Source organism: Methylobacterium radiodurans (assembly GCF_003173735.1).
GTDB lineage: Bacteria > Pseudomonadota > Alphaproteobacteria > Rhizobiales > Beijerinckiaceae > Methylobacterium > Methylobacterium radiodurans.
Genome location: NZ_CP029551.1, coordinates 2,732,731 through 2,759,569, shown reverse-complemented (window position 1 = coordinate 2,759,569; position 26,839 = coordinate 2,732,731). Strand labels below are relative to the sequence as shown.

General features: G+C 71.2%; 25 protein-coding genes and 1 pseudogene. 14 read left to right on the top strand and 12 right to left on the bottom strand.

Going from position 1 to position 26,839, the window contains the following annotated elements:
- The first annotated feature begins 11 nt into the window (after positions 1-11).
- Together hemF and DK427_RS12750 are read left to right on the top strand one after the other, a co-directional pair.
- A complete protein-coding gene (gene hemF / locus DK427_RS12755) occupies positions 12-950 on the top strand; it encodes an oxygen-dependent coproporphyrinogen oxidase (RefSeq protein ID WP_425452586.1) in 939 nt (312 codons plus the stop codon).
- Positions 947-2,065 (top strand): ATP-dependent DNA helicase, encoded by a 1,119-nt coding sequence (locus tag DK427_RS12750; RefSeq protein WP_109951590.1) that lies wholly within the window; start codon positions 947-949, stop codon positions 2,063-2,065. The genes hemF and DK427_RS12750 overlap by 4 nt, the downstream gene beginning before the upstream one ends.
- Before the next feature lie 242 nt (positions 2,066-2,307).
- On the opposite strand, the gene DK427_RS12745 is transcribed toward DK427_RS12750, so the two are convergent.
- Positions 2,308-3,582 carry an aspartate aminotransferase type Ic gene (locus DK427_RS12745; protein WP_109951589.1) on the bottom strand — a complete coding sequence of 425 codons (1,275 nt, stop codon included), beginning with the start codon at positions 3,580-3,582 and terminating at the stop codon, positions 2,308-2,310.
- 169 nt (positions 3,583-3,751) lie between these two features.
- On the opposite strand from DK427_RS12745, the gene hslV reads away from it, so the two are divergent.
- From hslV to DK427_RS12725, 4 genes are all read left to right on the top strand, one after another.
- Positions 3,752-4,291: an ATP-dependent protease subunit HslV gene (gene hslV / locus DK427_RS12740; RefSeq protein WP_425452597.1), complete on the top strand. Its 540-nt coding sequence runs from the start codon at positions 3,752-3,754 to the stop codon at positions 4,289-4,291.
- Positions 4,292-4,360: 69 nt separating this feature from the next.
- Complete coding sequence (locus DK427_RS12735; RefSeq protein ID WP_109951587.1) at positions 4,361-6,031, top strand: methyl-accepting chemotaxis protein; 1,671 nt, start codon at positions 4,361-4,363, stop codon at positions 6,029-6,031.
- Between the two features lie 130 nt (positions 6,032-6,161).
- Positions 6,162-7,475, top strand: coding sequence for an ATP-dependent protease ATPase subunit HslU (gene hslU, locus DK427_RS12730; RefSeq protein ID WP_109951586.1), 1,314 nt, complete (start codon positions 6,162-6,164; stop codon positions 7,473-7,475).
- A gap of 354 nt (positions 7,476-7,829) precedes the next feature.
- Complete coding sequence (locus tag DK427_RS12725; protein ID WP_245931017.1) at positions 7,830-8,648, top strand: EamA family transporter; 819 nt, start codon at positions 7,830-7,832, stop codon at positions 8,646-8,648.
- A gap of 6 nt (positions 8,649-8,654) precedes the next feature.
- On the opposite strand, the gene DK427_RS12720 is transcribed toward DK427_RS12725, so the two are convergent.
- The 4 genes from DK427_RS12720 to DK427_RS12705 form a co-directional block, all read right to left on the bottom strand.
- The gene (locus DK427_RS12720; RefSeq protein WP_109951584.1) at positions 8,655-9,719 is read right to left on the bottom strand and encodes an MBL fold metallo-hydrolase; all 1,065 of its coding nucleotides are present in this window, start codon (positions 9,717-9,719) and stop codon (positions 8,655-8,657) included.
- An 82-nt stretch (positions 9,720-9,801) separates the two neighbouring features.
- On the bottom strand, positions 9,802-10,038 hold the full coding sequence (locus tag DK427_RS12715) for a DUF6894 family protein (protein WP_109951583.1): 237 nt from the start codon (positions 10,036-10,038) through the stop codon (positions 9,802-9,804).
- Positions 10,039-10,111: 73 nt separating this feature from the next.
- Positions 10,112-11,143, bottom strand: a complete 1,032-nt coding sequence (locus DK427_RS12710; protein WP_109954140.1) for an aromatic ring-hydroxylating oxygenase subunit alpha — start codon at positions 11,141-11,143, stop codon at positions 10,112-10,114.
- Between the two features lie 421 nt (positions 11,144-11,564).
- Positions 11,565-12,116: an ATPase gene (locus DK427_RS12705; protein ID WP_109951582.1), complete on the bottom strand. Its 552-nt coding sequence runs from the start codon at positions 12,114-12,116 to the stop codon at positions 11,565-11,567.
- Between the two features lie 306 nt (positions 12,117-12,422).
- On the opposite strand from DK427_RS12705, the gene DK427_RS12700 reads away from it, so the two are divergent.
- From DK427_RS12700 to rimM, 4 genes and pseudogenes are all read left to right on the top strand, one after another.
- Complete coding sequence (locus DK427_RS12700; RefSeq protein WP_066926959.1) at positions 12,423-12,635, top strand: glutathione S-transferase; 213 nt, start codon at positions 12,423-12,425, stop codon at positions 12,633-12,635.
- Positions 12,636-12,653: 18 nt separating this feature from the next.
- Positions 12,654-14,212 (top strand): annotated as a pseudogene (gene ffh, locus DK427_RS12695) (signal recognition particle protein).
- 64 nt (positions 14,213-14,276) lie between these two features.
- Positions 14,277-14,636 carry a 30S ribosomal protein S16 gene (rpsP, locus tag DK427_RS12690; RefSeq protein WP_109951581.1) on the top strand — a complete coding sequence of 120 codons (360 nt, stop codon included), beginning with the start codon at positions 14,277-14,279 and terminating at the stop codon, positions 14,634-14,636.
- Positions 14,637-14,803: 167 nt separating this feature from the next.
- Positions 14,804-15,469, top strand: a complete 666-nt coding sequence (rimM, locus tag DK427_RS12685) for a ribosome maturation factor RimM (protein ID WP_109951580.1) — start codon at positions 14,804-14,806, stop codon at positions 15,467-15,469.
- Positions 15,470-15,485: 16 nt separating this feature from the next.
- Here the strand turns inward: rimM and DK427_RS12680 are convergent, their stop codons facing one another.
- On the bottom strand, positions 15,486-16,208 hold the full coding sequence (locus tag DK427_RS12680) for a class I SAM-dependent methyltransferase (protein ID WP_109951579.1): 723 nt from the start codon (positions 16,206-16,208) through the stop codon (positions 15,486-15,488).
- Between the two features lie 79 nt (positions 16,209-16,287).
- Here DK427_RS12680 and trmD point away from each other — a divergent pair, with 79 nt between their 5' ends.
- Positions 16,288-17,007 (top strand): tRNA (guanosine(37)-N1)-methyltransferase TrmD, encoded by a 720-nt coding sequence (gene trmD, locus DK427_RS12675; RefSeq protein WP_109951578.1) that lies wholly within the window; start codon positions 16,288-16,290, stop codon positions 17,005-17,007.
- 115 nt (positions 17,008-17,122) lie between these two features.
- Positions 17,123-18,292 (top strand): phosphoserine transaminase, encoded by a 1,170-nt coding sequence (locus tag DK427_RS12670; protein WP_109954139.1) that lies wholly within the window; start codon positions 17,123-17,125, stop codon positions 18,290-18,292.
- Between the two features lie 166 nt (positions 18,293-18,458).
- Here the strand turns inward: DK427_RS12670 and DK427_RS12665 are convergent, their stop codons facing one another.
- The 4 genes from DK427_RS12665 to tesB form a co-directional block, all read right to left on the bottom strand.
- On the bottom strand, positions 18,459-19,742 hold the full coding sequence (locus DK427_RS12665; protein ID WP_204165307.1) for an outer membrane beta-barrel protein: 1,284 nt from the start codon (positions 19,740-19,742) through the stop codon (positions 18,459-18,461).
- 372 nt (positions 19,743-20,114) lie between these two features.
- Positions 20,115-21,611, bottom strand: a complete 1,497-nt coding sequence (locus DK427_RS12660; protein ID WP_109951577.1) for an ammonium transporter — start codon at positions 21,609-21,611, stop codon at positions 20,115-20,117.
- A 100-nt stretch (positions 21,612-21,711) separates the two neighbouring features.
- Positions 21,712-22,050, bottom strand: a complete 339-nt coding sequence (locus DK427_RS12655; RefSeq protein WP_109951576.1) for a P-II family nitrogen regulator — start codon at positions 22,048-22,050, stop codon at positions 21,712-21,714.
- A 281-nt stretch (positions 22,051-22,331) separates the two neighbouring features.
- The gene (gene tesB / locus DK427_RS12650) at positions 22,332-23,195 is read right to left on the bottom strand and encodes an acyl-CoA thioesterase II (protein WP_109951575.1); all 864 of its coding nucleotides are present in this window, start codon (positions 23,193-23,195) and stop codon (positions 22,332-22,334) included.
- A 112-nt stretch (positions 23,196-23,307) separates the two neighbouring features.
- Between tesB and DK427_RS12645 the strand changes: the two genes are divergently transcribed.
- Positions 23,308-24,576: an FAD-dependent monooxygenase gene (locus DK427_RS12645; protein ID WP_109951574.1), complete on the top strand. Its 1,269-nt coding sequence runs from the start codon at positions 23,308-23,310 to the stop codon at positions 24,574-24,576.
- Positions 24,577-24,682: 106 nt separating this feature from the next.
- Here the strand turns inward: DK427_RS12645 and ppa are convergent, their stop codons facing one another.
- Positions 24,683-25,219, bottom strand: coding sequence for an inorganic diphosphatase (ppa, locus tag DK427_RS12640; RefSeq protein WP_109951573.1), 537 nt, complete (start codon positions 25,217-25,219; stop codon positions 24,683-24,685).
- A 120-nt stretch (positions 25,220-25,339) separates the two neighbouring features.
- On the bottom strand, positions 25,340-25,846 hold the full coding sequence (locus DK427_RS12635; RefSeq protein WP_109951572.1) for a GNAT family N-acetyltransferase: 507 nt from the start codon (positions 25,844-25,846) through the stop codon (positions 25,340-25,342).
- Positions 25,847-26,054: 208 nt separating this feature from the next.
- Here DK427_RS12635 and DK427_RS12630 point away from each other — a divergent pair, with 208 nt between their 5' ends.
- On the top strand, positions 26,055-26,780 hold the full coding sequence (locus DK427_RS12630) for a tyrosine-protein phosphatase (protein WP_109951571.1): 726 nt from the start codon (positions 26,055-26,057) through the stop codon (positions 26,778-26,780).
- Positions 26,781-26,839 lie beyond the last annotated feature (59 nt).

Sequence of the window (26,839 nt, the reverse complement as noted above, 5' to 3'; positions counted from 1 at the left end):
AGCCTTGGGCCATGACGCGGCCCGACATGACCCATTCCTCGCCCCATCCCTTGCCCTCCGAGTCGGACCTCGCCGCCCTCAAGGCCGAGGCCGGCGCCTGGTTCACCAAGCTGCGCGACCGGATCACCGGCGCCCTGGAGGCGATCGAGGCGGAGGCCGGGGGCCCCTTCCACGAGGATGCGCCGGGCGAGCCGCAGACCTTCGTGAAGACGCCCTGGGAGCGCACCGACCACTCGGGCGCGCATGGCGGCGGCGGCACCATGGCGATCCTGAAAGGCCGGGTGTTCGAGAAGGCCGGCGTCCACGTCTCGACGGTGCACGGCGAGTTCGCCCCCGAGTTCCGGGCGCAGATGCCGGGCGCCGCGGAGGACCCGCGCTTCTTCGCCACCGGCATCTCGCTGATCGTCCATCCCTGGAACCCGCACGTGCCGACCGTGCACATGAACACGCGCTTCGTGGTGACCACGAAGGCGTGGTTCGGCGGCGGCGCCGACCTCACGCCCGTGCTGGAGCGGCGGCGCACGCAAGAGGATCCCGACAGCCAACTCTTCCACGCGCGCCTGCGGCAGGCCTGCGAGGCGCACGCGCCCGCTGTCGACTACGCCCGCTACAAGGCGTGGTGCGACGAGTATTTCTGGCTCAAGCACCGCAACGAGCCGCGCGGCATCGGCGGCATCTTCTACGACTACCACTGGACCGGCGACGCGACGGCCGACCTCGCCTACACGCGCGACGTGGGCCTCGCCTTCCTCGACGCCTACCCGGAGATCGTCCGGCGCAACCTCGCCACGCCCTGGACGGAAGCCGACCGCCACGAGCAGCAGGTGCGGCGCGGGCGCTACGTCGAGTTCAACCTGCTCTACGACCGCGGCACGATCTTCGGCCTGAAGACCGGCGGCAACGTCGCCTCGATCCTGTCCTCGCTGCCCCCCACTGTCCGCTGGCCGTGACGGATTCGGTCCCGACCCGGTTCGCGCCGCAGCAGGAGGCGGCGCTGAAAGCCATCTCCGCCTGGCGCAAGGGCGGCGGCGATCAGGTCTTCCGCCTGTTCGGGTATGCCGGCACTGGTAAGACCACGCTCGCCCGCCGCATCGCCGAGGATGTCGAGGGCTCGGTGGTGTTCGGCGCCTTCACCGGCAAGGCGGCGTCCGTCATGCGCGCCAAAGGCTGCCACGACGCCGGCACGATCCACAGCCTGATCTACCGCACCAAGGAGGCGGAGGAAGGCGGGCCGACCTTCACGCTCAACCGCTCGGGGCCCGCCGCCAAGGCCGACCTCATCGTCATCGACGAGTGCTCGATGGTCGATGCGGACCTTGGGCATGACCTGCTCTCGCTCGACAAGCCAGTCCTGGTGCTGGGGGACCCGGCCCAGCTGCCGCCCGTGCGCGGCGGTGGTTTCTTCACCGAGGCCGAGCCCGACGTGATGCTCACCGACGTGCACCGGCAGGCCGAGGACGACCCGATCATCCGCATGGCCATGACGGTGCGAGAGGGCGGGCGCCTCGCGCTCGGCACCTACGGGGCGAGCCAGGTGGTCTCCCGGCGCGACATCGATTCCGAGCAGGTGCTCGACTGCGATCAGGTCTTGGTCGGGATGAACAAGACCCGGCGGCTCTACAACAACCGCCTGCGGGAGCTTGCCGGCCACACCGACCCGATGCCGGCGGTGGGGGAGAAGCTGGTCTGCCTCCGGAACGACCGCACCAAGGGCCTGCTCAACGGCTCGACCTGGACCGTGAAGGCGCTGCGCGCGCCGCCGCGCCCCGACATGGTCCGGCTCGACGTGGTGCCGGAGGACGACCCGGCGCTCAGGCGGCGCGCCACCGACATCAAGGTGCTGCGCCAGATCATCTCGGGGAGCGAGGAGGAGATCCCGCTCTACCTCCGCCGCGAGACCGACGAGTTCACCTACGGCTACGCGCTCACCGTCCACAAGGCGCAGGGCTCGCAGTGGGACAAGGTGGTGCTGTTCGACGAATCCTTCGCCTTCCGCGAGCACCGGGCGCGCTGGCTCTACACCGGCCTGACGCGCGCCGCGGAAGCGGTGACGGTGGTGGTGTAGCGCGGGATTCCCCCCTCCCGTGCGGGAGAGGGTTGGGGTGAGGGACGAGAACTTTCCGGATGAGACGCGACCCCGCCGCGGACACAACGCCGAGCCATATTTTAAGGCTCCGGGTCCCTCACCCGGCTTTCTGCGAAAGCAGACCTCTCCCGCACGGGAGAGGGAACTCGCGCTCTATCCGTGCAGAGGCTCGCTCGGCATAGGCCATCGCCCTGCCGACGGAGCGGGAGGGTCGAAGCCGCTCAGCCCAGCCGCGCCTCGACGGCCGCAAGCAGCGTGCACAGAGCCACCGCTTCCGCCGCCTTGCGCACTTCGGCGAGGCTCGGGAAGGTCGGGGCGATGCGAAGCGTCCGGTCGTTCGGGTCCCGGCCGTAGGGGTGGGTCGCCCCGGCGGGCGTCAGCGCGATCCCGGCCTCCTTGGCGAGCGCCACCACACGGCTCGCCGTGCCGTCTTGCACGTCCAGCGTGATGAAGTAGCCGCCCTTCGGGGCGCTCCACTGCGCCACGCCCTGGCCGCCGAGCCGGGCCGCGAAGGCCTCCTCGACCGCCGCGAATTTCGGCGCAATCAGCTCGCGGTGCTTCTCCATATGGGCGGCGATGCCGGCATCGTCCCGCAGGAAGCGGACGTGGCGGATCTGGTTCAGCTTGTCCGGGCCGATCGAGCGGCGCCCGGCCTGGGCGAGGTACCAGCGCACGTTCTCCGGCGAGGAGGCCCAGAGCGCGAGGCCGGCGCCGGCCAGCGTCACCTTCGAGGTCGAGGCGAAGACGAAGGCCCGGTTCGGGTTGCCGGCCTCGGCGCAGGCGTCGAGGATGTTGGCAAGCTCCGGCCGCTCGGCGGTGAGGTGGTGCACCGCGTAGGCGTTGTCCCAGAAGATCCGGAAGTCGGGCGCGCCCGTGTTCATCGAGGCGAGGCGCCGCACGGTCTCGGCGCTGTAGGTCTCGCCGCTCGGGTTGGCGTATTTCGGCACGCACCAGATGCCCTTGACGCTCGGATCGGCCGCGGCCTTCTCGACCGCGTCCATGTCCGGGCCCTCGCCGGTCATCGGGATCGCGATCATGCGGATGCCGTAGCCCTCGCAGAGCGCGAAGTGGCGGTCGTAGCCCGGCACCGGGCACAGGAAGGTGATCGGCTCTTCCTTCGACCAGGGGCCCTTGCCACCCGGCACGCCCTTGAGCAGCGCGTACACGATGGTGTCGTGCATCAGCGCGAGGCTCGAATTGTTGGCGACGACGATCTGGTCGGCCGGCGCCCCCATCAGGGTCGAGAACAGGGCGCGCGTCTCGGAGAGGCCCTGGAGGTTGCCGTAGTTGCGCGCGTCCGTGCCGTCTTCGGCGGTGGTGTCGCGATTCCCCGGCAGCGCCAGCATCTCGGCCGAGAGGTCGAGCTGGGCCGAGGCCGGCTTGCCGCGGGTCATGTCGAGCTTGAGGCCCTGGCCCTTGAGCGCGTCGTATTCCTGGCGGAGGCCCGCGCGCAGGTCTGCGAGGGCGTCGGTCGATAGGTCGGACAGCGGCGGCATCGGCCGGCTCCTGGGACTTGTGGCTGGTTGCGCGCCCTTCCGGCCCAAATCGCCGCCGCCGTCAAGCGCCGCGTTGGCATTCGGGCGCGTCAGCGCTTACGTGCGGCCCGGGACGCAACTCCCGGACCGGACGGAGACAGCCTTGGCCGAGCACGACGCCCTTCCCAAGATGCACGCGACGACGATCCTGATGGTGCGCAAGGGCGGCCGCGTCGTCATCGGCGGCGACGGACAGGTCAGCCTCGGCCAGACCATCGTCAAGGGCAACGCCCGCAAGGTCCGGCGCCTCGCCAAGGGGCAGGTGATCGGCGGCTTCGCGGGCGCCACCGCCGACGCCTTCACCCTGTTCGAGCGGCTGGAGGCCAAGCTGGAGCAGTATCCCGGCCAGCTCACCCGCGCCTGCGTCGAGCTGACCAAGGACTGGCGCACCGACCGCTACCTGCGCCGCCTGGAGGCGATGATGCTGGTGGCCGACAAGGAGGTGAGCCTGCTCCTCTCCGGCGCAGGAGACGTGCTGGAGCCCGAGACCGGCGTGATGGCGATCGGCTCCGGCGGCAACTACGCGCTCGCCGCCGCGCGGGCCCTGGAGGACGGGGAGCACGATGCGGAGACTATTGTCCGCAAGGCGATGAAGATCGCCGCCGATATCTGCGTCTATACGAACGGCTCGCTCGTCATCGAGAGCCTGGACGCCGCCGCTGCAACATAGTCCCACCGTTAATCGGTGCTTGAGGTATTCTGCTCATGGTGCCGCCCCGGGGGACGGGTTCGGCATATCATGAAGATCGGCACCAAGCTTCTCGGGCTCGTCGGCGGATGCAGCGCCGTGACCGTCGTGGTGGCGGCGCTGGGCATCGGCTCGCTCCACACCCTCAACGCGGCGATCAGCGAGACGCGGTTCGCGGCGACGCGTGCCCTGAACGGGGCCAACCTCAACCGTCTCGCCTCCGAGGTGACGATGGATTCGCGCGGCGTCTACGCCTCGGCCGACCGCGCCGAGGCCCGGAAATACGCCGACGGCATCACCCGCGGCCTCGCCGCGATGGACGCGCTGCTGCAGGCCTGGGCGCCGATCGTCGGAGACAAGGACCGCGCGCTGTTCGAGGCGGTCACCCGCGACGCTGCGGCCTTCGCGCGGATGCGGACCGAGATCGCCCGCGCCGGCACCGAGGAATCGCCGAAGGCGGCCGCCGCGCTCGGCTTCAACGACGCCAACCAGGGCAACCGCCGCGCCTTCCAGGCCGGCATCGCCGAGCTGGTCAAGCGCGGGCGCGACGAGGTCGAGGCGATCGATACGGCGACCGACGCGCTCTACAGCCAGCGCATGGCTCTGCTGCTCGCCCTGGCACTGGGTGGTGTGCTCGGCAGCCTCGTCCTCGGCGGGCTGATCGGCCGCCGCCAGATCGCCCGGCCGCTCACCGCGGTCTCGGACGCGATCCGTGCGCTCGCGGGCGGCCGGCACGACCTGCCGCCGGTCAAGCCGACCCGCGACGAGATCGGCGCGATCTGGGCCAGCATGCAGGTCTTCGCCGACGCCATGCGCACCGCCGAGGCCCTGCGCGCCGATCAGGCGCTGGCGGGTTCGGCGGCGCGCTCCGCCCGGCAGGCCGAGATGACGGCGCTCGCCGACCGGTTCGAGGGCAGCGTCGGCGAGCTGGTTCAGCACCTGGCCGCCGCGGCGACCGAGATGGAGGCCACCGCCCGCAGCCTGACCACGACGGCCGATGCGACCAGCCGCCGCTCGGAGGCCGCGGCCCAGCGCTCCGGCGAGACCGCGGGCAGCGTCGAGGCGGTCGCCGCGGCGACGCAGCAGCTCGCCGCCAGCGCCAACGAGATCGGCACCCAGGTGGCGCGCACGGCCGAGGCGGCCGCGGGCGCGGTCGCCGGCACCCGGCGCAGCCGCGAGCAGGTCGAGATCCTGGCCCGCAGCGCCGGAGGCATCGGCGAGGTCGTCGGTCTCATCGCCAGCATCGCGGGTCAGACCAACCTGCTGGCGCTCAATGCCACGATCGAGGCGGCGCGGGCCGGCGAGGCGGGCCGCGGCTTCGCGGTGGTGGCGGCCGAGGTCAAGGAACTCGCCGCCCAGACGGCGCGCGCGACAGACCAGATCACCGCGCAGATCGCCACGATCCAGGACGCCACGCGCGAGACCGTGTCGGCGATGGGCGAGATCGATGCGACCATCGGCGGCGTGCACCAGATCGCGCTCGGCGTCGCCGCCGCGGTCGAGGAGCAGCAGGCCGCCACGCGCGAGATCGCCCGCAGCATCGCGGGCGCCGCCGAGGGCACGCGCGCCGTCACCGGCAGCATGGCCGAGATGCGCGGCGACGCCCAGGCGGCGGGTGCCGGCGCCGCGCAGGTCCTGTCCGCGGCCGGCGAGCTGGCCCGCCGGGCGGACGAGCTGGGCGTGCAGGTCGACGGCTTCGTCGCCGAGGTCCGGGCAGCCTGAGCGGCAAGGTCCCGGATCCCAAAGGGCCTGAGCCCCTTTGGGATCCCCGCTCACCCTTGCGCCGCAGGCGCCGAGACCCCATTCCGGGCTCTGCCGCACACGAGGACGAGCGCCGAGGCAGCCCAGGGCGATGACCACGTTTTCCCCCCGCGAGATCGTTTCCGAACTCGACCGCTTCATCGTCGGCCAGCACGAGGCCAAGCGCGCCGTCGCGATCGCGCTGCGCAACCGCTGGCGCCGCCAGCAGCTCACCGGGCCGCTGCGCGAGGAGGTGGCGCCCAAGAACATCCTGATGATCGGCCCGACCGGCTGCGGCAAGACCGAGATCGCCCGCCGCCTCGCCCGGCTCGCCAACGCGCCCTTCCTGAAGGTCGAGGCCACCAAGTTCACCGAGGTCGGCTATGTCGGCCGCGACGTCGAGCAGATCGTGCGCGACCTCGTCGAGGTGGCGATCGGCCTGACCCGCGAGGAGAAGCGCAAGTCCGTCCGCGCCAAGGCCGAGGCCGCGGCCGAGTCGCGCATCCTCGACGCCCTCGTCGGCCCGACCGCCTCCCAGGCGACCCGCGACAGCTTCCGGAAGAAGCTCCGCGACGGCCAGCTCGACGACAAGGAGGTCGAGCTGGAACTCGCCTCCGGCGGCCCCGCCGGCCTGCCGATGTTCGAGATCCCGGGCATGCCTGGCGCCTCGATGGGCGCGATCAACATCGGTGACATGCTGGGCAAGGCGCTGGGCGGACAGCGCGGCAAACCGCGCCGCATCACCGTGCGGGACGCCCACGCGCCGCTGCTGGCCGAGGAGAGCGACAAGCTCGTCGACGACGAGGCGCTGGTGCGCGAGGCGATCCGCGAGGTCGAGGACAACGGCATCGTCTTCCTCGACGAGATCGACAAGATCTGCGCCCGCGAGGGCCGCTCCTCGGCGGACGTCTCCCGCGAGGGCGTGCAGCGGGACCTCCTGCCGCTCATCGAGGGCACCACGGTCGCGACGAAGCACGGGCCGGTCAAGACCGACCACGTGCTGTTCATCGCGTCGGGCGCCTTCCACGTCTCGAAACCCGCCGACCTGCTGCCCGAGTTGCAGGGGCGCCTGCCGATCCGTGTCGAGCTGCAGCCGCTGACCGTCGAGGACTTCAAGCAGATCCTCAACGCCACGGAGGCGAGCCTCCTCAAGCAGACGGTCGCCCTCTTGGAGACCGAGGGCGTGACGCTCGCCTTCTCGGACGACGCCGTTGACGCGCTCGCCCGCGTCGCCGTCGAGGTGAACGGCTCGGTCGAGAACATCGGCGCGCGCCGGCTGCAGACGGTCCTGGAGCGGGTGATCGACGATATCTCCTTCACGGCGACCGACCGCGCCGGCGAGACGGTGGCGATCGACGCCGCCTATGTACGGGCGCGTGTGGAGAGCTTGGCGGCGAACGCAGATCTCAGCCGGTTCATCCTGTAGCGGGCCGAGCAACACTTTCCGGGAAGCCGCATCGATGGCCCTAATATCCCCTCTCCCCGCGTGCGGGGAGAGGGCTTCATGCCCCCTCGTCGGGGCATGAAGCCAGCCGGCAGGCAATGGTGAGGGGGCTTCGACAGACGAGGCTCCTCCTGAGCGGCCCCCTCACCATCGCTCCGGCTTTCGCCTGCGCTACCCGCAGGCACGACAAGGTGCCTGCGGGCCTCTCCCCGCGCGCAGGGAGAGGGAATGCCGGTGACCCGCACCGTTAGACCGGGAACGGTCAGAGGCGACATCATCGTGACATCCTCCCGCCCCGGCAGCCCGCTCCTCCCCGTCGCCGCGCTCGTCGCCGGCATGGTCTCGCTGCAGAGCGGAGCGGCCTTCGCCAAGACCCTGTTCCCTGTTGTCGGCGCCTCCGGCGTCTCGGCGCTCCGCGTCGGCTTCTCGGCGCTGATCCTGCTCGCGGTCTGGCGGCCCTGGCGACGGAGTCTGGCCCTCCGCGATGGCGGCTGGATCCTGCTCTACGGGGCGGCGCTCGGGCTGATGAACCTCTTGTTCTACCGCGCGCTCCTCACCATCCCACTCGGGCCCGCGGTCGCGATCGAGTTCGCGGGGCCGCTCGCGGTCGCGCTCTCGGCCTCGCGGCGGCTCTCCGACTTCGCCTGGATCGGGCTCGCGGTGCTGGGGCTCGGCCTGCTGCTGCCGTTGGGCGGGACGGGCGCGCTCGATCCGGTCGGCGTCGCCTACGCGCTCGGGGCGGCGCTCGCCTGGGCGCTCTACATCCTGTTCGGCCAGCGCGCCGGCCGGGCGCACGGGGGGCAGGCGGTCTCGCTCGGCATGCTGACGGCGGCGCTCGTGATCGCGCCCTTCGGCCTCGCCGAGGCGGGATCCGCGCTGTTCGTCCCCGCAACCCTGGCGAGCGGCCTCGTCGTCGCGGTGATGTCGAGCGCCCTGCCCTACTCGCTGGAGATGGTGGCGCTCCGCCGCCTCGACCGGCAGGCCTTCGGGGTGCTGATGAGCGTCGAGCCGGCGATCGCCTCGCTCGCCGCGCTCGCGCTGCTCGGCGAGCGCCTGAGCCCGGTCCAGTGGTTCGCCATCGGCTGCGTGATCGCGGCCTCGGTCGGCATCACCGTGCGGAGCCGGCCGCCTCGGGCCCTGCCCGGCGTCCCCTGACGGGGTTCAGCCCGGCATCCAGACCTGCCCCGGCCGGAGCGCCAGGAAGCGCTCGCGCGGCACGCCCGCAGCGTCGAGGGCGGCGTCCAGCGCCTCGGCGGGCCGCTCGACGCCCTCGTCGGTGAGCCGGAAGGTGCCCCAGTGGTGGCCGAGCGCCTGGCCCGCCCCGAGCAGCTTCAGGGCCGCCACCGCGTCCTCCGGGTTCATGTGCTGCGGCTGCATGAACCAGCGCGGCTCGTAGGCGCCGATCGGCAGCGTCGCGAGACGGGGCGGCCCGAAGCGCTCGGCGATCGCCCGGAAGATCGCCCCGTCGCCGAGGCCCGTATCGCCCACATGGTAGTGCACGCCCGCCTCGGAGGTCAGCACGAAGGCGCACCACAGCGCCATGCGTCGGTCGTTCAGTCCGCGCGCCGACCAGTGGTTGGCCGGCGTCAGGTGGACGGTGAGGCCCTGGCCCAGGTCGAGGCTCTCGCCCCAGTCGCGGGTCTCCACCGCCATGGTGTCGTCGTAGCCGCGCAAGATCGCGTCGTTGCCCAGCGGCGACAAGATCGTCGGCTGGTGGTCCTGCCAGAGCCTGGCGACGGTGGGCCCGTCGAGATGATCGTAGTGGTTGTGGGTGATCAGCACCGCGTCGATCGGCGGCAGGTCGGCGTAGGCGATGCCGGGCGGGTTCACGCGCTTGGGGCCGGCGAAGCGCAGTGGGCTCGCGCGCTTGGCGAAGACCGGATCGATCAGGATGTTCCGGCCCGCTACCTGCACGAGGTAGCTCGCGTGGCCGATCAGCACGACGCGCAACGCCTCGACGCGCTCCGGCGGCTTGTCGGCCGGGAAGGGGCTCGGGAACTGCGCCGGCCAAGCCTCGCCCTCGCGCGAGAGCTGCCAGCGGATGATGTCCGAGAGATCCTTGTCGGCGGCCTGCTCGGGGCTGTGGAAGCGCAATCCGTCGAAGTGGTCGCTCTTCGGACCCTGGTAATAGGGGTTCCGCGATCGGCGGTGCGCCGCGTAGCCGACGCCCCCGAGGGTCATCACCGTGGCCGCGCTGGCGACCGTGAGCAGGCTGCGCCGTTTCATGGAGCGGGAGATGGACGGGCGGGCTCGACCGTCAAGCGTGAGTGGCGCGCGTGCCGCAGGGCGCGCGGCCGTGCGGCACGGCCTACTCGGCGGCCTCGACGGCGAGCGACAGCCGCGCCCGGTAGACCACCGCACCCGCGACGTCTCGCACGCAGGCGACGTAGTCCTGGCGCTCGACGTCCGGCAGCATGTCGCGCACGATCGCCGACATGATGCGGGTGACCTTGCCGCGGGCCGCGTCGAGGTCCGGCAAGTCGAAGCCGACCTCGTCACGTACCGGCTGGGCCCCGTCGTGCAGGTCGATGAAGTAACGGGGCATCGGGACTCGCGGGGCTCGGGTTCGTTACGCAACAGTTAACCGTGATATGGTTAACGAAGCCTTCACGCGTTCCTTACGAGCGCCACCGCAGCTCCCGCCGCTCAAGCGGATTCGCGAAGGGTCGTCCGGCGCGGGCGGCCTCCAGGGCCTCGCGCTTCAGGCGGAAATACCATTGCGACGGCAGGTCGCCGTCGCCGAGCAGCACCATCGTCGGCTTGCGGTCCAGACCCGCCTGGGCGTGCTGCAGCACCTGCTGGTCCTGGGTCAGGAACTGGCGCATCAGGGGGCGCGCGACGGGTTTCAGCAGGTTCAGAGCCGGCATGCTCCAGTAGAGCGCGTTGGTGAGCATGGTCCGGTTCTCCGAGAGCGGCGTCGCGAAGGTGTAGTTCGCCACGCGCTTGTGGCCGGCGCGGATGCGCTCCAGCCGCACGCCCGGTAGCCGGAACTCGATCTCCACCTCCGGCACGCCGCCGAGCAGGCGGTAGACGGGCGAACTCTTCGTGGTCGCGTGGCTCGTCATGACGAAGCCGTGCTCGACGGGCTGGAAGGTCTTCACCTTCTCGCGTAGCTCCTTCGAGGGCCGGAACCACCAGGAATCGTGCACGAAGGCGACGTGGCCGGGATCGACGAGGCTCAGGGTGGTCAGGTCGAACGAGGCCTCGACCTCCAATTCAACCACCAGCGAGCCCGCCGGCTCGAAGTCGAGCTCCGGCACGGCCGGCGCCCCGCCGCCGGGTGTCGGGTTCGGGTTGACCCAGAGGAAACCGGCGCTCTCCCGCACGGGGAAGCGTTGCACGGCGATGCGCGAGAAGTCGGCGGCGTCGTGGGTCGAGAGCGTGGGCACCTCGCGGCAGCGGCCGTCCGTGCCGAAGCGCCAGCCGTGGAACGGGCACATCAGGGTCTGTCCGTCGAACCGTCCCTTCGACAGCGCCATGCCCCGGTGCGGGCACCGGTCGCGCAGCGCGAAGGGCTGCCCGTCCGGTCCGCGCCCGAGCACGATCTGCTCGCCGTTGAGCGAGACCGCGCGCAGCGCCTGTCCGCCCCGGCCGCGGAGCGCCGCGGCTTGCCCGACGCAGTACCACGCATCGGCGAGCGGCTGGCGCATGGCCGCCGGGTCGAGGGCGTCGTCGGAGCGCGCGTTGGGCAGCGGGGAGACGGACAAGGGGGCCCTGGGGCTGACGCGGGAAGTCTGCGGCCCTGATACGCCGCCGCGCCGGGCCGCGGAAGCCTGCCGGTGCGGCGTGCCGCGTTGCGGCGAGTGGGCGCAGCCGGCGGCCTTCACAAGCCGCGCTGCTGCCCCTACCTTGGGCTCTCCCGCAATCAACGAAAGGAGGTGATCCAGTGTCTCATTGTCATCAGCCGCGCATCTCGGCTTACCGGACCTGGACCGTCGCCTCCGGCGCCCGCCTCTAAGGGCGTCCGAGTTCCGACATCGGACCAGTTTCGGCCGGACCGCGGTTCGGCAATGGAAGGGCCGCCCCTGGGGCGGCCCTTCGGCTTTTCGGGTTGGTGTTTCTCGGGTCGGCTCAGCGCCGGGCCTGGAACAGGGGCTGGGCCAGCGCCTCGGCCCGCGCCCGCCACAGGTCGCACTCCTCGCGCGAGGCGTCGCGCTCGGCCTCGAACCGCGCGCTCTCGGCCTGGGCGGCGTCGCGCTCGGCCCGCAGGCCGTCGCACTCGGCCAGGATCCGGTCACGCTCCGCCCGGAAGTTCTCCAGGAGCCCGACCTCCTCCCGCACATGGGTGCGAAGGGCGCGGATCTCCTCGGCCAGCTTCGCCTTGAGTGCGTCTTCCCGATCGGATTCGAGGTCGAGCTTGGCCTTGAGCATCAAGTTCTCGGCCATCAGTTCGGCGAGATCCGGATCCTCCGCGCGGATGCCGCGGCCCTCGACGACGCGGGGGCTCCAACCGGGCTCCGGGCGCGCCGGCTCGATCCGCGGGCCGCGCCGGACCGGCTCGGCCGGGTTCTCGGCGCTGGCCGGGACTTGCGCCTTCATGGCGGCGAGCCAGTCGCGCAGGGGGCCGGAGGCGGGCCGCGGGCCGGTGTCGGTCGGCGGATATTGACGGGCGGGTTCCGACATCGGCTTGTGTCGTCCTGTTCGGGATGCTGCATTCAAGCCCGAACATGCTTAACAAGCCGTAAAGCTTAACGACTCCTCCCGGTCCCGCCCCGGACTTGTCTCGGCCGGGGCGGCCCGGCTTGACTTCGCCCGCCCGCACGGTTACCGCCGCGGACCCGTCCGACGATCGTCGTCGACACCGAAGCCGACCGGCCCGAGAGGCCGGAGGCCAACGCCCGACAGCGCGTGTGCGCCCTCGGGCGCACTCGGCGTTGGCGACGGACCCGAGGAAACCCACGCCTTGGCCATCCGAGAGGTGTTCGAGCCATGCCGACCGAGCGCCTGAACATCGAGGACGCGATCAACGAGATCTGCCCGTGGTCGGGCAAGCCGATCTCGGCGGACGCGCTCACCCTCTACAACGGCGCCGTCGTGGGCTTCTGCAACACGGAGTGCCGGGACAAGTTCGCCCGCGCCATCCAGGCATTCGAGGCCGACCTCCAGGCCCGCCGCGTCGAGCGGGCCGGGCTGCACCAGTAAGCGGGACAGACGAGCCGCATGTTCGAAGGTCTCTCCGACCGCCTCTCCGGCATCCTCTCTGGGCTCACCCGCCGCGGTGCGCTGACCGAGGCCGACGTCACCGCCGCCATGCGCGAGGTGCGCCGCGCCCTGCTGGAGGCCGACGTCGCCCTCGAGGTGGTGCGCGGCTTCACCGACCGGGTGCGCGAGAAGGCGGTCGGCGCCGTCGTTCTGAAGTCGGTCACGCCCGGCCAGATGGTCGTGAAGATCGTCAACGACGAGCTGGTGGCGATGCTCGGCACCGACGCCGAGACGGTCGATCTCAACGCCCCCGCCCCCGTGCCGATCCTGATGGTCGGCCTGCAGGGCTCAGGTAAAACGACCACAACCGCCAAGATCGCCCGGCGCCTCACTGAGCGCGAGCGGCGCAAGGTGCTGCTCGCTTCCCTCGACACCCGCCGCCCGGCCGCGATGGAGCAACTCGCGGTGCTGGCCAAACAGGTCGGCGTCGAGTCGCTGCCGATCGTGGCCGGCCAGTCGGCGGTCCAGATCGCTAAGCGCGCGATGGACGCCGCCCGGCTCGGCGGCTTCGACGTGGTGATGCTCGACACCGCCGGCCGCACCACGGTGGACGAGGGCCTGATGGCCGAGGCCGCCGAGGTGAAGGCCGCGACCCGGCCGCACGAGGTGCTTCTGGTGGCCGACGCGCTCACCGGCCAGGACGCGGTCAACACCGCCCGCGCCTTCGACCAGCGGCTGGGTGTCACCGGCATCGTGCTCACCCGCATGGACGGCGATTCGCGCGGCGGCGCGGCGCTCTCGATGCGGGCGGTCACCGGCAAGCCGATCAAGCTTGTCGGCGTCGGCGAGAAGGTCGACGCGCTGGAGGAGTTTCATCCCGCGCGCGTGGCCAACCGCATCCTCGGCATGGGCGACATCGTCTCCCTCGTCGAGAAGGCGGCGGAGACCATCGATGCCGAGCAGGCGATGCGCACCGCCGAGAAGATGCGCAAGGGCAAGTTCGACCTCGAGGACCTGTCCCAGCAACTCGCCCAGATGGAGAAGATGGGCGGCATCGGCGGCCTGATGGGCATGCTGCCCGGCATGGGGCAGATCAAGAAGCAGGTCGAGGGCGCCAACCTCGACGAGAAGATGTTCAAGCGCCAGCGCGCGATCATCTCGTCGATGACGCCCCAGGAGCGCAAGAACCCCGACCTCCTCAAGAACTCCCGTAAGAAGCGCATCGCGGCGGGTTCCGGCGTGAAGGTCGAGGAGATCAACAAGCTCCTCAAGATGCACCGAACCATGGCCGACATGATGAAGGCCATGGGCTCGGGCAAGCGCGGCATCGGCCAAGCGATCGGCAACATGTTCGGCCTCGGCGGCGGGATGCCCGGCGGGATGCCGGGCCTGCCCCCGGCATGCCGGAGCCCAGCCCTGAGCAGATCGCGGCGCTGGAGAAGCAGTTCGGCGGCAAGCTGCCGCCCATGCCGCCGGGACTCGGTGGCGGAAAGATGCCGGGCCTTCCGGGGCTCGGCGGGCCGAAGATGCCGGGGCTTCCCGGTCTCGGTGGATTCCCGTTCGGGAAGAAGAAGTAGGGCGACCGGCGTCGCAGGTTCGCGCGCCCTCCGCCCGTCCATGACCTCGTTCTAGGAGAAAACCATGTCCCTGAAGATCCGTCTCACCCGTGGCGGCGCCAAGAAGCGCCCGTACTACCGCATCGTCGTCGCCGACGCCCGCTCCCCGCGCGACGGCCGCTTCATCGAGAAGGTCGGCGCCTACGACCCGATGAAGGCCAAGGACGATCCGGCCCGCATCGTGCTCGACACCGAGAAGGTCCAGGCCTGGCTCGCCAAGGGCGCCCAGCCGACCGACCGCGTCCTGCGCTTCCTCGACGCCGCCGGCCTCGCCAAGCGCCCGGCCCGCAACAACCCGCAGAAGGCCGAGCCCGGCGAGAAGTCCAAGGAGCGCGCCGCCAAGCGCGCCGAGAAGGCCGCCCCGGCCGAGGACGCCGCGGCCTGAGGGCCACCGGCCTGAGGCGCCTGTCCTCGGCCCTTGCTTACCAGCCCCTCCCCGGTATGGGGAGGGGACGGAGCGAGGGCGGTACCGGTCGGTGCGCCACGGCGCGCCGCGTGACTGCCCTCCCCGCCCGCCGCCCCGCGGCGCACCAGCCAAGGACAGAGCCCCGCATGGCCCGTCGTCCCGGATCCCACTCGCACGGCGACGGCGCGCGGCGCTCGGGCCGTCTCGATCCGGCCGCGGTGACCTCCGCCCGCAGGGCGCCTCCCCCGAAGCCCGTCTCGCCCGATCCCGACCTCGTGCTGCTCGGCGAGTTCGGCCGCCCGCACGGCCTGCACGGTGAGATCCGGCTGAAATCCTACACCGGTGATCCGCTCGCCATCGCGGGCTACGGCCCCCTGCGCACCTCCGACGGGCGCAGCCTCGAACTCCTCGATGCCCGCCCTGCCCCGGGCGCCGCCGCCGACATCCTGCTCTGCCGCGTGAAGGGCGTGGCCGACCGCACCGGGGCCGAGGCGCTCAACCGGGTCAGCCTGTCGATCGCGCGCGAGAAGCTCGGGGAGCCCGACGAGGACGAGTTCTTCCTCGCCGACCTGATCGGGCTCGCGGTCGTGGACGAGGCCGGGGCTCAGCTCGGCAGCATCGTGGCGGTGCCGAATTACGGCGGCGGCGACCTCCTGGAGATCCGCTCCGTGCAGGGCGGCCCGACCGCCCTCCTCCCCTTCACCAAGGCCTTCGTGCCGACCCTCGACGTCGCGAACGGCCGCGTCGTCGCGGTGCTGCCCGGAGACTTCTTCGCACCCCCCGGCGAGAAGCCCGCCGACGAACCGGCCTGAACGTCCCTGAGCCCGCTCAGCGGCCCTCGCGCGTCGCCGTGTCGGCGCAGGGTCGGATGCCCGCGGGATCGGGCCGCCGCTCCGGCGCGGGCGCCTCGAAGACCGCCAGGTAGGTCCCGTCCTTGAGCCACGAGAAGTCGGTCTCGCGGTAGCCCGCGGCCGCCAGCTCGCAGCGCAGCAGCGCCGGCGGCGTGCCGTGGCGGGCCGGCACCGCGTCGGCGTCGAGGATGCCGACCCGGCCGCCGGGCTTCATCGCCGCCGCGAGGTTGTGCAGCAGCCCGTAGGGCTGGACGATCTCGTGATACATGTGGACGAGGATCGCCGCATCGACCGAGGCCGGCGGCAGGCGCGGGTCGTGCGGCTCGCCCCGCACCACCGTGACGTTGGAGAGGTCCCGCACCCGCTTCTCCAGGGCAGCGAGGTAGCTCGGCGTCACGTCCTCCGCGAGGACCCGGCCCTGCGGGCCGACCAGCGGGCTCAGCCGCACCACGTAGTAGCCCGAGCCCGCGCCGATATCGGCCACCGTCTCGCCGGGCGCGATGCGAAGCAGGCGCGCCACGTCGGCGAACTCGCCGTTGCGGTCGCGCTGGCCTTCCGGCGTCCATTGCGGCGCCACGATCTCGGCCACCGGCCGGTCCGGCTTCGGAAAGGCGGAGGCCGTCGCGCCCGGCGGTCCCAGCGGTTCGGCGGCCTGGGCAGCGGCGGAGAGGGCGAGCAGGACGAGGGCGGCGCGGATCATCGGGCGGGCAACGCCGGCGCCTGCCGGGCCGTTGCAGCGCGCGATTGACCCAGGCCGGTGCCCCCGCCATCACCCCCGCATGACGATGCCCTCCCGGCCCTGGCGGGCCACGATCCTCACCCTCTACCCGGAGATGTTCCCGGGCCCGCTCGGCATCTCGCTCTCGGGCGACGCGCTGGCCCGGGGCGACTGGACCTGCGAGGCCCGCAACATCCGCGAGCATGGGATCGGCCGCCACCGCAGCGTGGACGACACCCCGGCCGGCGGTGGCGCCGGCATGGTGCTGCGCTGCGACGTGCTGGCGGCGGCGATCGACGCTGCCACGGAGCCGGGCGATGCCCGCCCGCGCCTGCTGATGTCGCCCCGCGGCCGCCCGCTGACCCAGGCGCGGGTGCGGGCCCTCGCCGAGGGGCCGGGCGCGCTCGTCGTCTGCGGGCGCTTCGAGGGCGTGGACGAGCGCGTCATCGCGGGGCGCGGACTGGAGGAGGTCTCGATCGGCGACTACGTGCTATCCGGCGGCGAGATCGCTGCCCTGACGCTCCTCGACGCCTGCGTGCGCCTGCTTCCCGGCGTGATGGGCAAGGCGGCCTCCGGCGAGGAGGAGAGCTTTGAGGGGGGGCTCCTCGAATACCCGCACTACACCCGGCCGCGCGAGTGGGAGGGGTGCTCGATTCCCGACGTGCTGAACAGCGGCAATCACGGCGCCGTCGCCCGCTGGCGCCGGGCCGAGGCCGAGCGGATCACCGCCGAGCGGCGGCCGGATCTCTTGGCGGTGCACGCGCCTGGGCGGGCGCGCTGACGATCGGCATATCCCTGTTGCGGGCAAGCCCCTTGCGCACGACCGCGACTCGGCGCACGAGCACCGGCTCGATTCGCCCCAGCGTCATGGCGAATCCGACTGCCAGGTGATGCCGATGTCCGACCGTCCCGCCGCCCGTCCGCGCGTGCCGAACTTCTCGTCCGGCCCCTGCGCCAAGCGCCCCGGTTGGAACCTCCAGGCCCTCTCGGACGCCGCGCTCGGCCGCTCGCACCGCTCGGCGCTGGGCAAGGCCAAGCTGAAGCAGGCGATCGACCTGACTCGCACAGTGCTGCGCGTGCCGGCCGACTACCGCATCGGCATCGTGCCCGCCTCCGATACCGGCGCCGTCGAGATGGCGATGTGGACCATGCTGGGTGAGCGGACCGTCGAGGTCGCGGCCTGGGAAGCCTTCGGCCTCGAATGGGTCACCGACGCGCTCTCCGAGCTGAAGATCAGCCCGCGCATCCACAAGGCGTCCTACGGCACGCTGCCGGACCTCTCGGCCATCGATACGCGGCGCAGCGACGTCGTCTTCACCTGGAACGGCACCGCCGCCGGCGTGAAGGTCCCGAACGGCGACTGGATCGCGGCCGACCGCGAGGGCATCACGATCTGCGACGCCACCTCCGCGGCCTTCGCGCAACCGCTCGCCTGGGACAAGATCGACGTCCTCACCTTCTCCTGGCAGAAGGTGATGGGCGGCGAGGCCGCGCACGGCATGCTGATCCTCTCGCCCCGCGCCGTCGCGCGGCTGGAGAGCCACACGCCCGCCTGGCCGGTGCCGAAGGTGTTCCGCCTCACCAAGGGCGGTCGGCTCATCGAAGGCATCTTCCAGGGCGACACCATCAACACGCCCTCGATGCTCGCGGTCGAGGACTACATCGACACCCTGCGCTGGGCCGAGTCGATCGGCGGCCTCGACGCGCTCCACGCGCGGGCCGATGCCAACGCCGCCGCGGTCCATGCCTGGGTGGCGCGCACGCCCTGGATCGGCCATCTCGCAGTCGATCCCGCCACCTACTCGAATACCGGCGTCTGCCTCGTCATCGCCGATCCGGACGTGCTGGCGAAGGGGGATGCGGCCGTTGCGGCCGTGGCCTCCGGCATCGTCGCGGCCCTGGAGCGCGAGGGCGTCGCCCTCGATATCGGCGCCTACAGGGACGCGCCGGCGGGCCTGCGCCTCTGGTGCGGCGCGACCGTCGAGACCGCCGATCTCGAAGCCCTCTTCCCCTGGCTGGACTGGGCCTTCGCGCAGGAGAAGGCGAGGCTCTCTCGAGCGGCCTAGGGCGCAGCGCGGAGCCCTGCCGCAGGGTTCCGCACCCCGCACCTGAAGGCCTCGGACCTTCGGGATCCATGACCATTCGACCACGCGAACGAGGGGCGGCGAGAAATCTCGCCGCCCCTCGTTCGCGTGGTCCATGCGGGACGCGCCGGGCGCGTCCCGAGGAACATCAGAAGGTGAAGCCCGTCTCGACCATGTAGCGGTCTTGGCTCGCCCGGTTGCCGGCGGGACCGAAGCCGAAGCCCACATTGGTGCCGCCGAGCGCGAGGTCGCCGCGCTGGAAGTCGGTGAGCTCGACATGCGAGTACTCGCCGCGGATGAAATAGCGACCCCAGGTGAAGGTCGGCGTGACCGTGAAGGAGTAGGCCGCGCTGCCAGGGCCGTAGCCGAGGATGTTCGTCCGGTTGAGCAGGGTCGGGCTGCCGCTCTGGGTGATGTACTCGAAGCGACCTGCGAGGGCGAAGTTGTCGGTGAAGGCGTAGCTCGCCAGGATCGCGCCGCCGAAGGTCTCGCCGCCGATCTGACCGATCGAGGCGACCCGATCGACGCTGGTGTACTGGATGTACGGCGTCACGATCCACGGGCCGTTGGCGTAGGTGTAGTTCGCACTGATGATGCTGCTGTTCTGCTGCGGCAACGGGGTGGCATAGTAGAACCGCGCGCTCTGGTTCAGGCTGTCGTAGTGCGAGAAGTTCGTGCCGCCGTTGACGCCGATGGTGTTGTAGTCGTCGAGCTTGTAGGTGATCGCGCCCGTGACCCAGTTCAGCTCACCCGAGTAGAAGCCGTCGGTGACCGCGAACGAGGCCGCGAGCGGGCCGCTCGCGTAGTTGATCTGCACGCCCTGGTTGATGATGTTCTCCTGGTTGAACAGGAGGCCCCGCGAGATGTTCAGGTTCTGGAAGGTGAAGGCCAGCTCGGTGCCGATATTGGTCGGCATGCGGCCGCCCTGGATCGACCACTCGTCGTTGATCACCCACTTGCCGAACACCACCGGGAGCGGGCTGAACAGCAGGCCCGTCTGGTCGATCGCGCTGAAGGTCGGGAAGCCAAGTGCCGGGATCGAGTACAGGCCGGTCTGGATGTAGAACTGGAACGGACCGTCGGCCTTCTGGATGAAGGCCTGGACGTTGCTGAAGTCGACGCGGGCGACGCGGTCGTCGCGCTGCCCCGGGACGAACGGCGTGTAGAACGACGAGATGCGGTCGCTGTAATTATACGCGTAGCCGGTGATGGCGCCGCCGACGTAGATGTCGCCGATTCCGGTGGTGAAGCAGGACGGATCCGGGTTCTGCTTGATCACGCCGGCATAGGCCGGGAAGGTGATGGCGGTCTTGCAGGGCCCCGTTACGGGCACTGCGACCGGCGCCGGCATGTCGGCGGCCTGAGCCTGGACGAGGCCGAGCATCAGCGCAGCCGACGCGGTCGCGCTTCGCAGGATCAGCTTCACAGTCATGGAATTTCGAGCCCCAAGTGTTCTTGTGTGCGTCCAAGGTGCCGAAACGGACCATGCATCGCAAAATCAAACTGCGAGCATCTGCCTAGTTTTCGTGCATTCGGAGGTCTCGAAGATCGTTGGCGACCGGATGTTGCAGCAACGACACAATGGCGCGAGCTGGGTTTCCCGGTTTGGTTAAGCAAGCCTTGATTGAGGATCAAAGAACGTCCGTGAGCTCCGGTCCAGCGGCGCCCGTGTGCTCGTCGCGTAGCCCGTCGCCCTGCCCGGATCACGGGCTGATTCGAACCCCGCTCAAGGTCTTCCGAACGCGGAACGGCCCCGGCTCTGGGAGCCGGGGCCGTCCTGTACCGGATCGCGTGATTGGATCGATCAGTAGTTGTAGGCGCGCTCGCCGTGGTCGGCGATGTCGAGACCCTCGCGCTCCTCTTCCTGCGTGACGCGCAGGCCGATCGTCAGATCCACCAGCTTGTAGAGGATCGCCGAGCCGATGCCCGACCACAGGATGGTGAAGCCGACGGCCTTCACCTGGGCCAGGACCTGGGTGGCGAGCTCGTAGGTGCCGACAGTCAGCTCGCCGGGCTTGGTGGTGTAGTCGGGGATGCCGACGCCGCCGAGGGCCGGGTTGACCAGGATGCCGGTGGCGATGGCGCCGATGATGCCGCCCACGCAGTGCACGCCGAACACGTCGAGCGAGTCGTCGTAGCCGAGGGCGTTCTTCACGCTGGAGCACATGATGAAGCAGACGGCGCCGGCGACGAGGCCGAGCACGATCGAGCCCATCGGGCCGGCGAAGCCCGCGGCCGGGGTGACGGCGACGAGACCCGCGATCGCGCCCGACAGCATGCCGAGCAGCGACGGCTTACCCTTGAGCGCCCACTCGACGAACAGCCAGGAGACGGCGGCGGCGGCAGTGGCCACGAAGGTGTTGATCATCGCGAGCGCGGCCGAGCCGTTCGCCTCGAGGTTCGAGCCGGCGTTGAAGCCGAACCAGCCGACCCAGAGCAGCGCGGCGCCGATCGTCGTCATGGTGAGCGAGTGCGGGGCGAGCAGGTCGCGGCCGTAGCCGATGCGCTTGCCGAGCATCAGGCAGCCGACGAGGCCCGCGATGCCGGCGTTGATGTGGACCACGGTGCCCCCTGCGAAGTCGAGGGCGCCCCACTTGAAGAGCAGGCCCGCATCGCCGAGCACGGCGTCGTACTCGGCCTTCGCCGCGGCATTCGCCTCACCGCCCGCTGCGGCGAGCTTCTTGGCGGCGTCCGCGAACACGTCCGGGCCGCCCCAGTACCAGACCATGTGGGCCATCGGGAAGTAGATCAGCGTGACCCAGAGGATCGAGAACACGACCAACGCCGAGAACTTCATCCGCTCGGCGAAGGCGCCGACGATGAGGGCCGGAGTGATCATCGCGAACGTCATCTGGAAGCAGATGTAGACGTATTCGGGGATCACGACGCCGTTCGAGAAGGTCGCGGCGACCGAGTTCGCGTCGACGCCCTTGAGGAAGGCCTTCGAGAAGCCGCCCACGAAGTCGTTGAGGCCGCCGCCGTTGGTGAAGGAGAGGCTGTAGCCGAAGCAGACCCAGAGCAGGCAGGCGATGCAGGCGATGGCGAAGACCTGGGTCAGCACCGAGAGCATGTTCTTGGTGCGCACGAGGCCGCCGTAGAACAGGGCGAGGCCCGGCACGACCATCATCAGCACGAAGGCCGAGGAGACCAGCATCCAGGCGGTATCGCCCTTGTTCGGCACCGGCGAGGGCGGCGGCGAGGCGGCTTCCGGCACTGGTGTCTGTGCCAGCGAGGGCTCGATCAGGAGCGCGGCGAGTGCCGCACCTCCCAGCCCGAGCGCGAGGGCGTTGCGAAGTTTCATGGACACGAGACTCCCGGTCGCGTTTGCTGTCGCTTGAGGTGAAGGATTGTGCGGGTGGCGCGGCCTGCCCGCGCCCCGGGCCGCTTCGGCCCGGCGAAACTCAGAGAGCGTCGGCGTCGGTCTCGCCGGTGCGGATGCGGACGGCCTTCTCCAGCGGCATCACGAAGATCTTGCCGTCGCCGATCTGGCCGGTGCGGGCGGCCGCCGCGATCGCGTCGATCACGCTGGAGACGAGATCGGAGGCCACTGCCACCTCGATCTTCAGTTTGGGCAGGAAGCTCACCGCATACTCGGCGCCGCGATAGATCTCGGTGTGACCCTTCTGGCGGCCGTAGCCCTTGACCTCGGTCACCGTCAGGCCGTGCACGCCGATGCCGGTGAGGGCGTCGCGCACCTCCTCCAGCTTGAACGGCTTGATGATGGCCATCACGATCTTCATGGGCGGCGCCCCCTGCTTCCGGTTGGGGCCTCGGCCGGCGCGCTCGGGCGGCGTGGGCCTCGGTCCGTTTGTCCGCGGTGGGCCGGCATGGCCCCGCGATCGGAGGCGCCTCATTCAAGGACTATGCCAGGGCTCGCGAGGGCGGAACCTTTTGGGGTGGCGTCGGTCTGCCCAGGCTTTGATCGTATCTGATGCGTATCTGCCGCTCCAATGGCCGAGCTTGTGCCTAAAAAACGCGCAAGTTGGCGATCCCGGCGGCAGATCTGCTTCCCGGAGGTGCCTCAGCCGCGGCGGGGGCGGATCAGCCCTTCCTGGGCCACCGAAGCCACCAGGGTGCCGTCTTGAGCGAAGATCTGGCCCCGGGCGAAGCCGCGGGCCCCGCCGGTGCTCGGGCTGTCCTGCCTGTAGAGCAGCCAGGAATCGGCCCGGAACGGGCGGTGGAACCAGAGCGCGTGGTCGAGGCTCGCACCCTGGATGTCGGGATCGAACACCGAGCGGCCGTGGGCGATCAGCGTCGCGTCCAGCAGCGTCATGTCGGAGGCGTAGGCCAGCACCGCGCGGTGGATCGCCGGATCGTCCGGCAGGAGCGAGGCCGCCCGCAGCCAGACATTGCATACGGGCTCGGCCGGACCGGGTTCGAGGTAGCGTCTGAGGTCCACCGGCTTCAGCTCGATCGGGCGGGGCCGGGCGAAATAGCCGGTCAGCGCGGGCGGCAGGGTCGCTCCGCCCCGCGCGATCAGCGCCTGCACGGACGGCAGCGCGTCGGGGTCGGGCGCGCCCGGCATCGGCATCTGGTGTGCGTAGCCCTCCTCCTCGGCGTGAAACGAGACCGACGTGGCGAAGATCGGCCGCCCGTGCTGGATCGCGCGCACGCGCCGCGTGGTGAAGCTGCCGCCGTCGCGGATGCGCTCGACCTCGTAGACGATCGGCGCCTTCGGGTCGCCGCCGAGCAGGAAGTAGGCGTGCAGCGAGTGCGGCGGCCGGCTCGCCGGCACGGTGCGGCTGGCCGCCACGAGCGCCTGGGCCACCACCTGCCCGCCGAACACCCGGGGCCAGCTCACCTTCGGGCTCACGCCCCGGAACAGGTCCTCCTCCAGGCGCTCCAGATCGAGGATGTCGAGAAGCTCTGTGACGATGTCGGTCATGGGGCGAGCGGTGCCTTTCGGCGCGGCGGTGGGTTATCGGTGAACGCGGATCGACATAGCACCGCCCGCGCGGCAAGCCACGCGCGGGCGGGGGGCAAACCCGGGGAGACGGATGAGCGGAGCGAGCGGGCGGTCGGGCGGCCGGAAGCTGATCGTGGCCGGTGGCGGTATCCCGGGGCTGACCCTGGCGCTGGCGCTCGCCCGGGCGCACGCAGGCGCACTCGCCGTCGCGGTGCACGATCCGGCGCTCGCCGCGGGCGCGGGCCGCCACCGCGGCCGCGCCTACGCGGTCGCGGCGGGCGGGCGGCGAATGCTCGCGACCCTGGGCATCTGGGAGCGCCTCGGGACCGCGGCCGAGCCGATCACCGAGATGGTGATCAGCGACAGCCGCCTCGCCGACCCGGTGCGACCCGTCTTCCTGACCTTCGGGCGGGAGGCCGGGGCGGAGGTGGAGGACGGCGCGCCTTTCGCCCACATGGTCGAGGCCGAGCCGCTGGCCGCCGCCCTGCTCGACGCCTGCCGGGAGGCCGGCGTCGCGCTCGTCGCCCGCGGCATCGCCCGCACGGAGGTCGTGGACGACGGCATCCGCGCGGTCGCGCCGGACGGCACGGCCGAGACAGCGAGCCTGGTCGTGGCGGCGGACGGGGCGCGCTCGCGCCTGCGCGAGGCGGCGGGGATCGGCTGGGTCGGCTGGTCCTACCCGCAATCGGGCATCGTCGCGACGATCGGGCACGACCGGTCGCATGGGGGCCGGGCCTACGAGCACTTCCTGCCGAGCGGGCCCTTCGCGGTGCTGCCGCTGGCGGATGGGGGCGCGCTCGGCCACCGCTCCTCGATCGTCTGGACGGAGCGCAGCCGCGACGTGCCTGCGCTGCTCGGCGGGGACGCGGAGGAGGTTCTGGCCGAGATCGAACGGCGCTTCACGCCGGAACTCGGCCGGCTCGGCCTCGAGGCGGGACCGCACGCCTACCCGCTGGCCTTCGGCATCGCGCGCCGCTTCCGCGCGGCCCGGCTGGCGCTCCTGGGCGATGCCGCCCACGTCATCCACCCGATCGCAGGCCAGGGCCTGAATCTCGGGCTCGCGGACGCTGCCGCGCTCGCCGAGTCCGTGACCGGAGCGCTCCGCCTCGGCCTCGATCCGGGCTCGGACACGGTTCTGCGCGACTACGAGCGCGCTCGCCGCTTCGATACGCTGGCGATGGGTGCGGCGACGGACGGGCTGAACCGCCTGTTCTCGAACGACGCCCTGCCGCTTCGGCTCGCCCGCGACCTCGGCCTCGGGCTGGTCGACCGGATGCCGGGGCTGAAGCGCTTCTTCATCGGCGAGGCCGCCGCCTCGCGGGGCGCGCAGCCGCGGTTGATGCGGGGTGAACGGCTGTAGGGCGGAACGAGCGCCGCGGCGGCGGCTCTCCCCTTCCCCGCATAGGGGGACCAGGGAGAGAGCCCGGACAGCGGTTCTTCGGGGGCGATTGCGTCGCCCCCGCCCCTCACGCCTTGGTCTTGGCGTAGCGCTCGATGCCTTCCTGGATCAGGCGCTCGGCCTCGGCGCGGTCGCCCCAACGCACGATCTTGACCCACTTGCCGGGCTCTAGATCCTTGTAGTGCTCGAAGAAGTGCTGGATCTGGCTGACCGTGATGTCGGGCAGGTCGGTGTAGTTCTCGACGCGGTTGTAGCGCTGGGTCAGCTTGCGCGACGGCACCGCGATGATCTTCTCGTCCTCGCCGCCGTCGTCCTGCATCACCAGCACGCCCACGGGGCGCACGCTGATCACCGCACCCGGGATGATCGCGCGGGTGTTGGCTACCAGCACGTCGCACGGGTCGCCGTCACCCGACAGCGTGTGCGGGATGAAGCCATAGTTTCCGGGATAGAACATCGGCGTGTAGAGGAAACGGTCGACGACGAGCGCGCCGGCCTCCTTGTCCATCTCGTACTTGATCGGCTCGCCGCCGAGCGGCACCTCGATGATCACGTTGACGTCGTGCGGCGGGTTCTTGCCGATCGAGATGGCGTCGATGTTCATGGAAATCCTCCCGGCCCGCGCGTGCGGCGCCGCTTCCTGCGGTTTCTTATAACCGCCGGCAGAAGAATCAAATCGGATGCGCGCCCGCGCGCGGGCGGCGGGCGAACCTGATCAGAAGATTCATCCGAAGATGTAGCCGATCTTGGTCAACGGGACGCCGGCGACGCGGTCGAGCACGCGTGCGCCGGCGCGGCCGCCCAGCGCCGCGTAGAAGGCGCTTGCCCGGTTGTTCTCCTCCAGGGCCCAGGCGCCGACGCGCGCCAGACCGTGATCCGCGAGGTCGTTGCGCACGGCGCGGAACAGGCGCCGGCCGAGACCGAGCCCCTGATATTCCGGCAGAAGGTAGAGTTCGTCGATCTCGCCCTCGCTGCCGAGGCCGCGGCTGCGCGCTCGGCCGTAGGTCGCGTAGCCGACGACGGCGTCGCCCGCGTCGAGCACCGCGACCGGGCGGCCCCGCCGCATGGCGCCGCGCCACCACGCCCCATCCCGCTGGGCGATCATGCGTTCCAGGGCCACCCCGGGGATGATGCCCCGGTACGCCTCGCGCCAAGCCGCGTCGAACACCCGCGACAACCCGCCGACATCCCCCTCGCGGGCCCGGCGGATGCTCGTGGTGCGCGTGCTCATGGCCGGACCTTCCTGGTGGGGCTGCCTCGTGGGGGCTGCGGGCTGACAACACCGGTGTCGGCCCGCAGGTTCAGTCGCGATCCTGGCGAACTGAAGGCAAGAGCGGTGCCGTTGACCTTCGCCGGCGCCGCGCCGGAAATTGCCGCCGCTGGGCGCGGCTGTTAGAGGCGGCGGACCAACCTCCCGCAAGCGACCCGATCCGCCCTCCGTGTTCAAGCGATTCCTGAAGCCCGAGACGCGCTACGCCCGGCGCATGGCGCGCATCGCCCGCTTCGAGCGGCCGATCACCGGCGCGGGCGGGCGGCTGATGGCCTGGGCCAACATGCTGTTCGTGGATCACGGCGTGTTCCGGATGGCCTATCTCAACCGGCACCGTGTCGGCCGAGGCGAGATGTGGCGCTCGGCCCAGCCCGGCCCGCATCAGCTCGCCCGCTTCCGCCGGGAGGGCGTGCGCACCATCCTGACCCTGCGGGGCGGGCGCGAGCACGGCTCCTGGCCGCTCCAGCGCGAGGCCTGCGAGCGGCATGGGCTCAAGCTCGTGGAGTTCGTTCTGCGCTCGCGCGAGGCGCCGGACCGCGCCACGATCCTGGCCGCGCGCGAGGTCTTCGCGTCGATCGAGTACCCGGCCGTGATGCACTGCAAGTCGGGCGCGGACCGGGCGGGCCTCGCCGCCGCCCTCTACCTGATCCTGCACGAGGGCCGCCCGGTGCGGGAGGCGGCGCGCCAGCTCTCGGCGCGCTACGGCCATTTCCGCTTCGCCAAGACCGGCATCCTCGACGCCTTCTTCGCCCGCTACCTGGTCGAGGGCGAGGCGCGGGGCCTCGACTTCCTGACCTGGGTCGAGACCGCCTACGACCCCGAGGCGCTCAAGCGCGATTTCCGCCCCGGCTTCTGGTCCGACCTCGTGGTCGACCGGGTGATCCAGCGGGAATAGGCGGCGCTCGAGTTCCGGGGATCCCGAAGGACGTCCACGCCCTTCGGCAGGGTTCGGGC

Bases quoted from the DNA above. Each gene is read 5' to 3' on its own strand.
- hemF (WP_425452586.1), top strand. From the start codon at position 12: ATGACGCGGCCCGACATGACCCATTCCTCGCCCCATCCCTTGCCCTCC.
- DK427_RS12745 (WP_109951589.1), bottom strand. From the start codon at position 3,582: ATGCCGCCGCTGTCCGACCTATCGACCGACGCCCTCGCAGACCTGCGC.
- hslV (WP_425452597.1), top strand. From the start codon at position 3,752: ATGCACGCGACGACGATCCTGATGGTGCGCAAGGGCGGCCGCGTCGTC.
- DK427_RS12735 (WP_109951587.1), top strand. From the start codon at position 4,361: ATGAAGATCGGCACCAAGCTTCTCGGGCTCGTCGGCGGATGCAGCGCC.
- hslU (WP_109951586.1), top strand. From the start codon at position 6,162: ATGACCACGTTTTCCCCCCGCGAGATCGTTTCCGAACTCGACCGCTTC.
- DK427_RS12725 (WP_245931017.1), top strand. From the start codon at position 7,830: ATGGTCTCGCTGCAGAGCGGAGCGGCCTTCGCCAAGACCCTGTTCCCT.
- DK427_RS12720 (WP_109951584.1), bottom strand. From the start codon at position 9,719: ATGAAACGGCGCAGCCTGCTCACGGTCGCCAGCGCGGCCACGGTGATG.
- DK427_RS12715 (WP_109951583.1), bottom strand. From the start codon at position 10,038: ATGCCCCGTTACTTCATCGACCTGCACGACGGGGCCCAGCCGGTACGT.
- DK427_RS12710 (WP_109954140.1), bottom strand. From the start codon at position 11,143: ATGCGCCAGCCGCTCGCCGATGCGTGGTACTGCGTCGGGCAAGCCGCG.
- DK427_RS12705 (WP_109951582.1), bottom strand. From the start codon at position 12,116: ATGTCGGAACCCGCCCGTCAATATCCGCCGACCGACACCGGCCCGCGG.
- DK427_RS12700 (WP_066926959.1), top strand. From the start codon at position 12,423: ATGCCGACCGAGCGCCTGAACATCGAGGACGCGATCAACGAGATCTGC.
- rpsP (WP_109951581.1), top strand. From the start codon at position 14,277: ATGTCCCTGAAGATCCGTCTCACCCGTGGCGGCGCCAAGAAGCGCCCG.
- rimM (WP_109951580.1), top strand. From the start codon at position 14,804: ATGGCCCGTCGTCCCGGATCCCACTCGCACGGCGACGGCGCGCGGCGC.
- DK427_RS12680 (WP_109951579.1), bottom strand. From the start codon at position 16,208: ATGATCCGCGCCGCCCTCGTCCTGCTCGCCCTCTCCGCCGCTGCCCAG.
- trmD (WP_109951578.1), top strand. From the start codon at position 16,288: ATGACGATGCCCTCCCGGCCCTGGCGGGCCACGATCCTCACCCTCTAC.
- DK427_RS12670 (WP_109954139.1), top strand. From the start codon at position 17,123: ATGTCCGACCGTCCCGCCGCCCGTCCGCGCGTGCCGAACTTCTCGTCC.
- DK427_RS12665 (WP_204165307.1), bottom strand. From the start codon at position 19,742: ATGACTGTGAAGCTGATCCTGCGAAGCGCGACCGCGTCGGCTGCGCTG.
- DK427_RS12660 (WP_109951577.1), bottom strand. From the start codon at position 21,611: ATGAAACTTCGCAACGCCCTCGCGCTCGGGCTGGGAGGTGCGGCACTC.
- DK427_RS12655 (WP_109951576.1), bottom strand. From the start codon at position 22,050: ATGAAGATCGTGATGGCCATCATCAAGCCGTTCAAGCTGGAGGAGGTG.
- tesB (WP_109951575.1), bottom strand. From the start codon at position 23,195: ATGACCGACATCGTCACAGAGCTTCTCGACATCCTCGATCTGGAGCGC.
- DK427_RS12645 (WP_109951574.1), top strand. From the start codon at position 23,308: ATGAGCGGAGCGAGCGGGCGGTCGGGCGGCCGGAAGCTGATCGTGGCC.
- ppa (WP_109951573.1), bottom strand. From the start codon at position 25,219: ATGAACATCGACGCCATCTCGATCGGCAAGAACCCGCCGCACGACGTC.
- DK427_RS12635 (WP_109951572.1), bottom strand. From the start codon at position 25,846: ATGAGCACGCGCACCACGAGCATCCGCCGGGCCCGCGAGGGGGATGTC.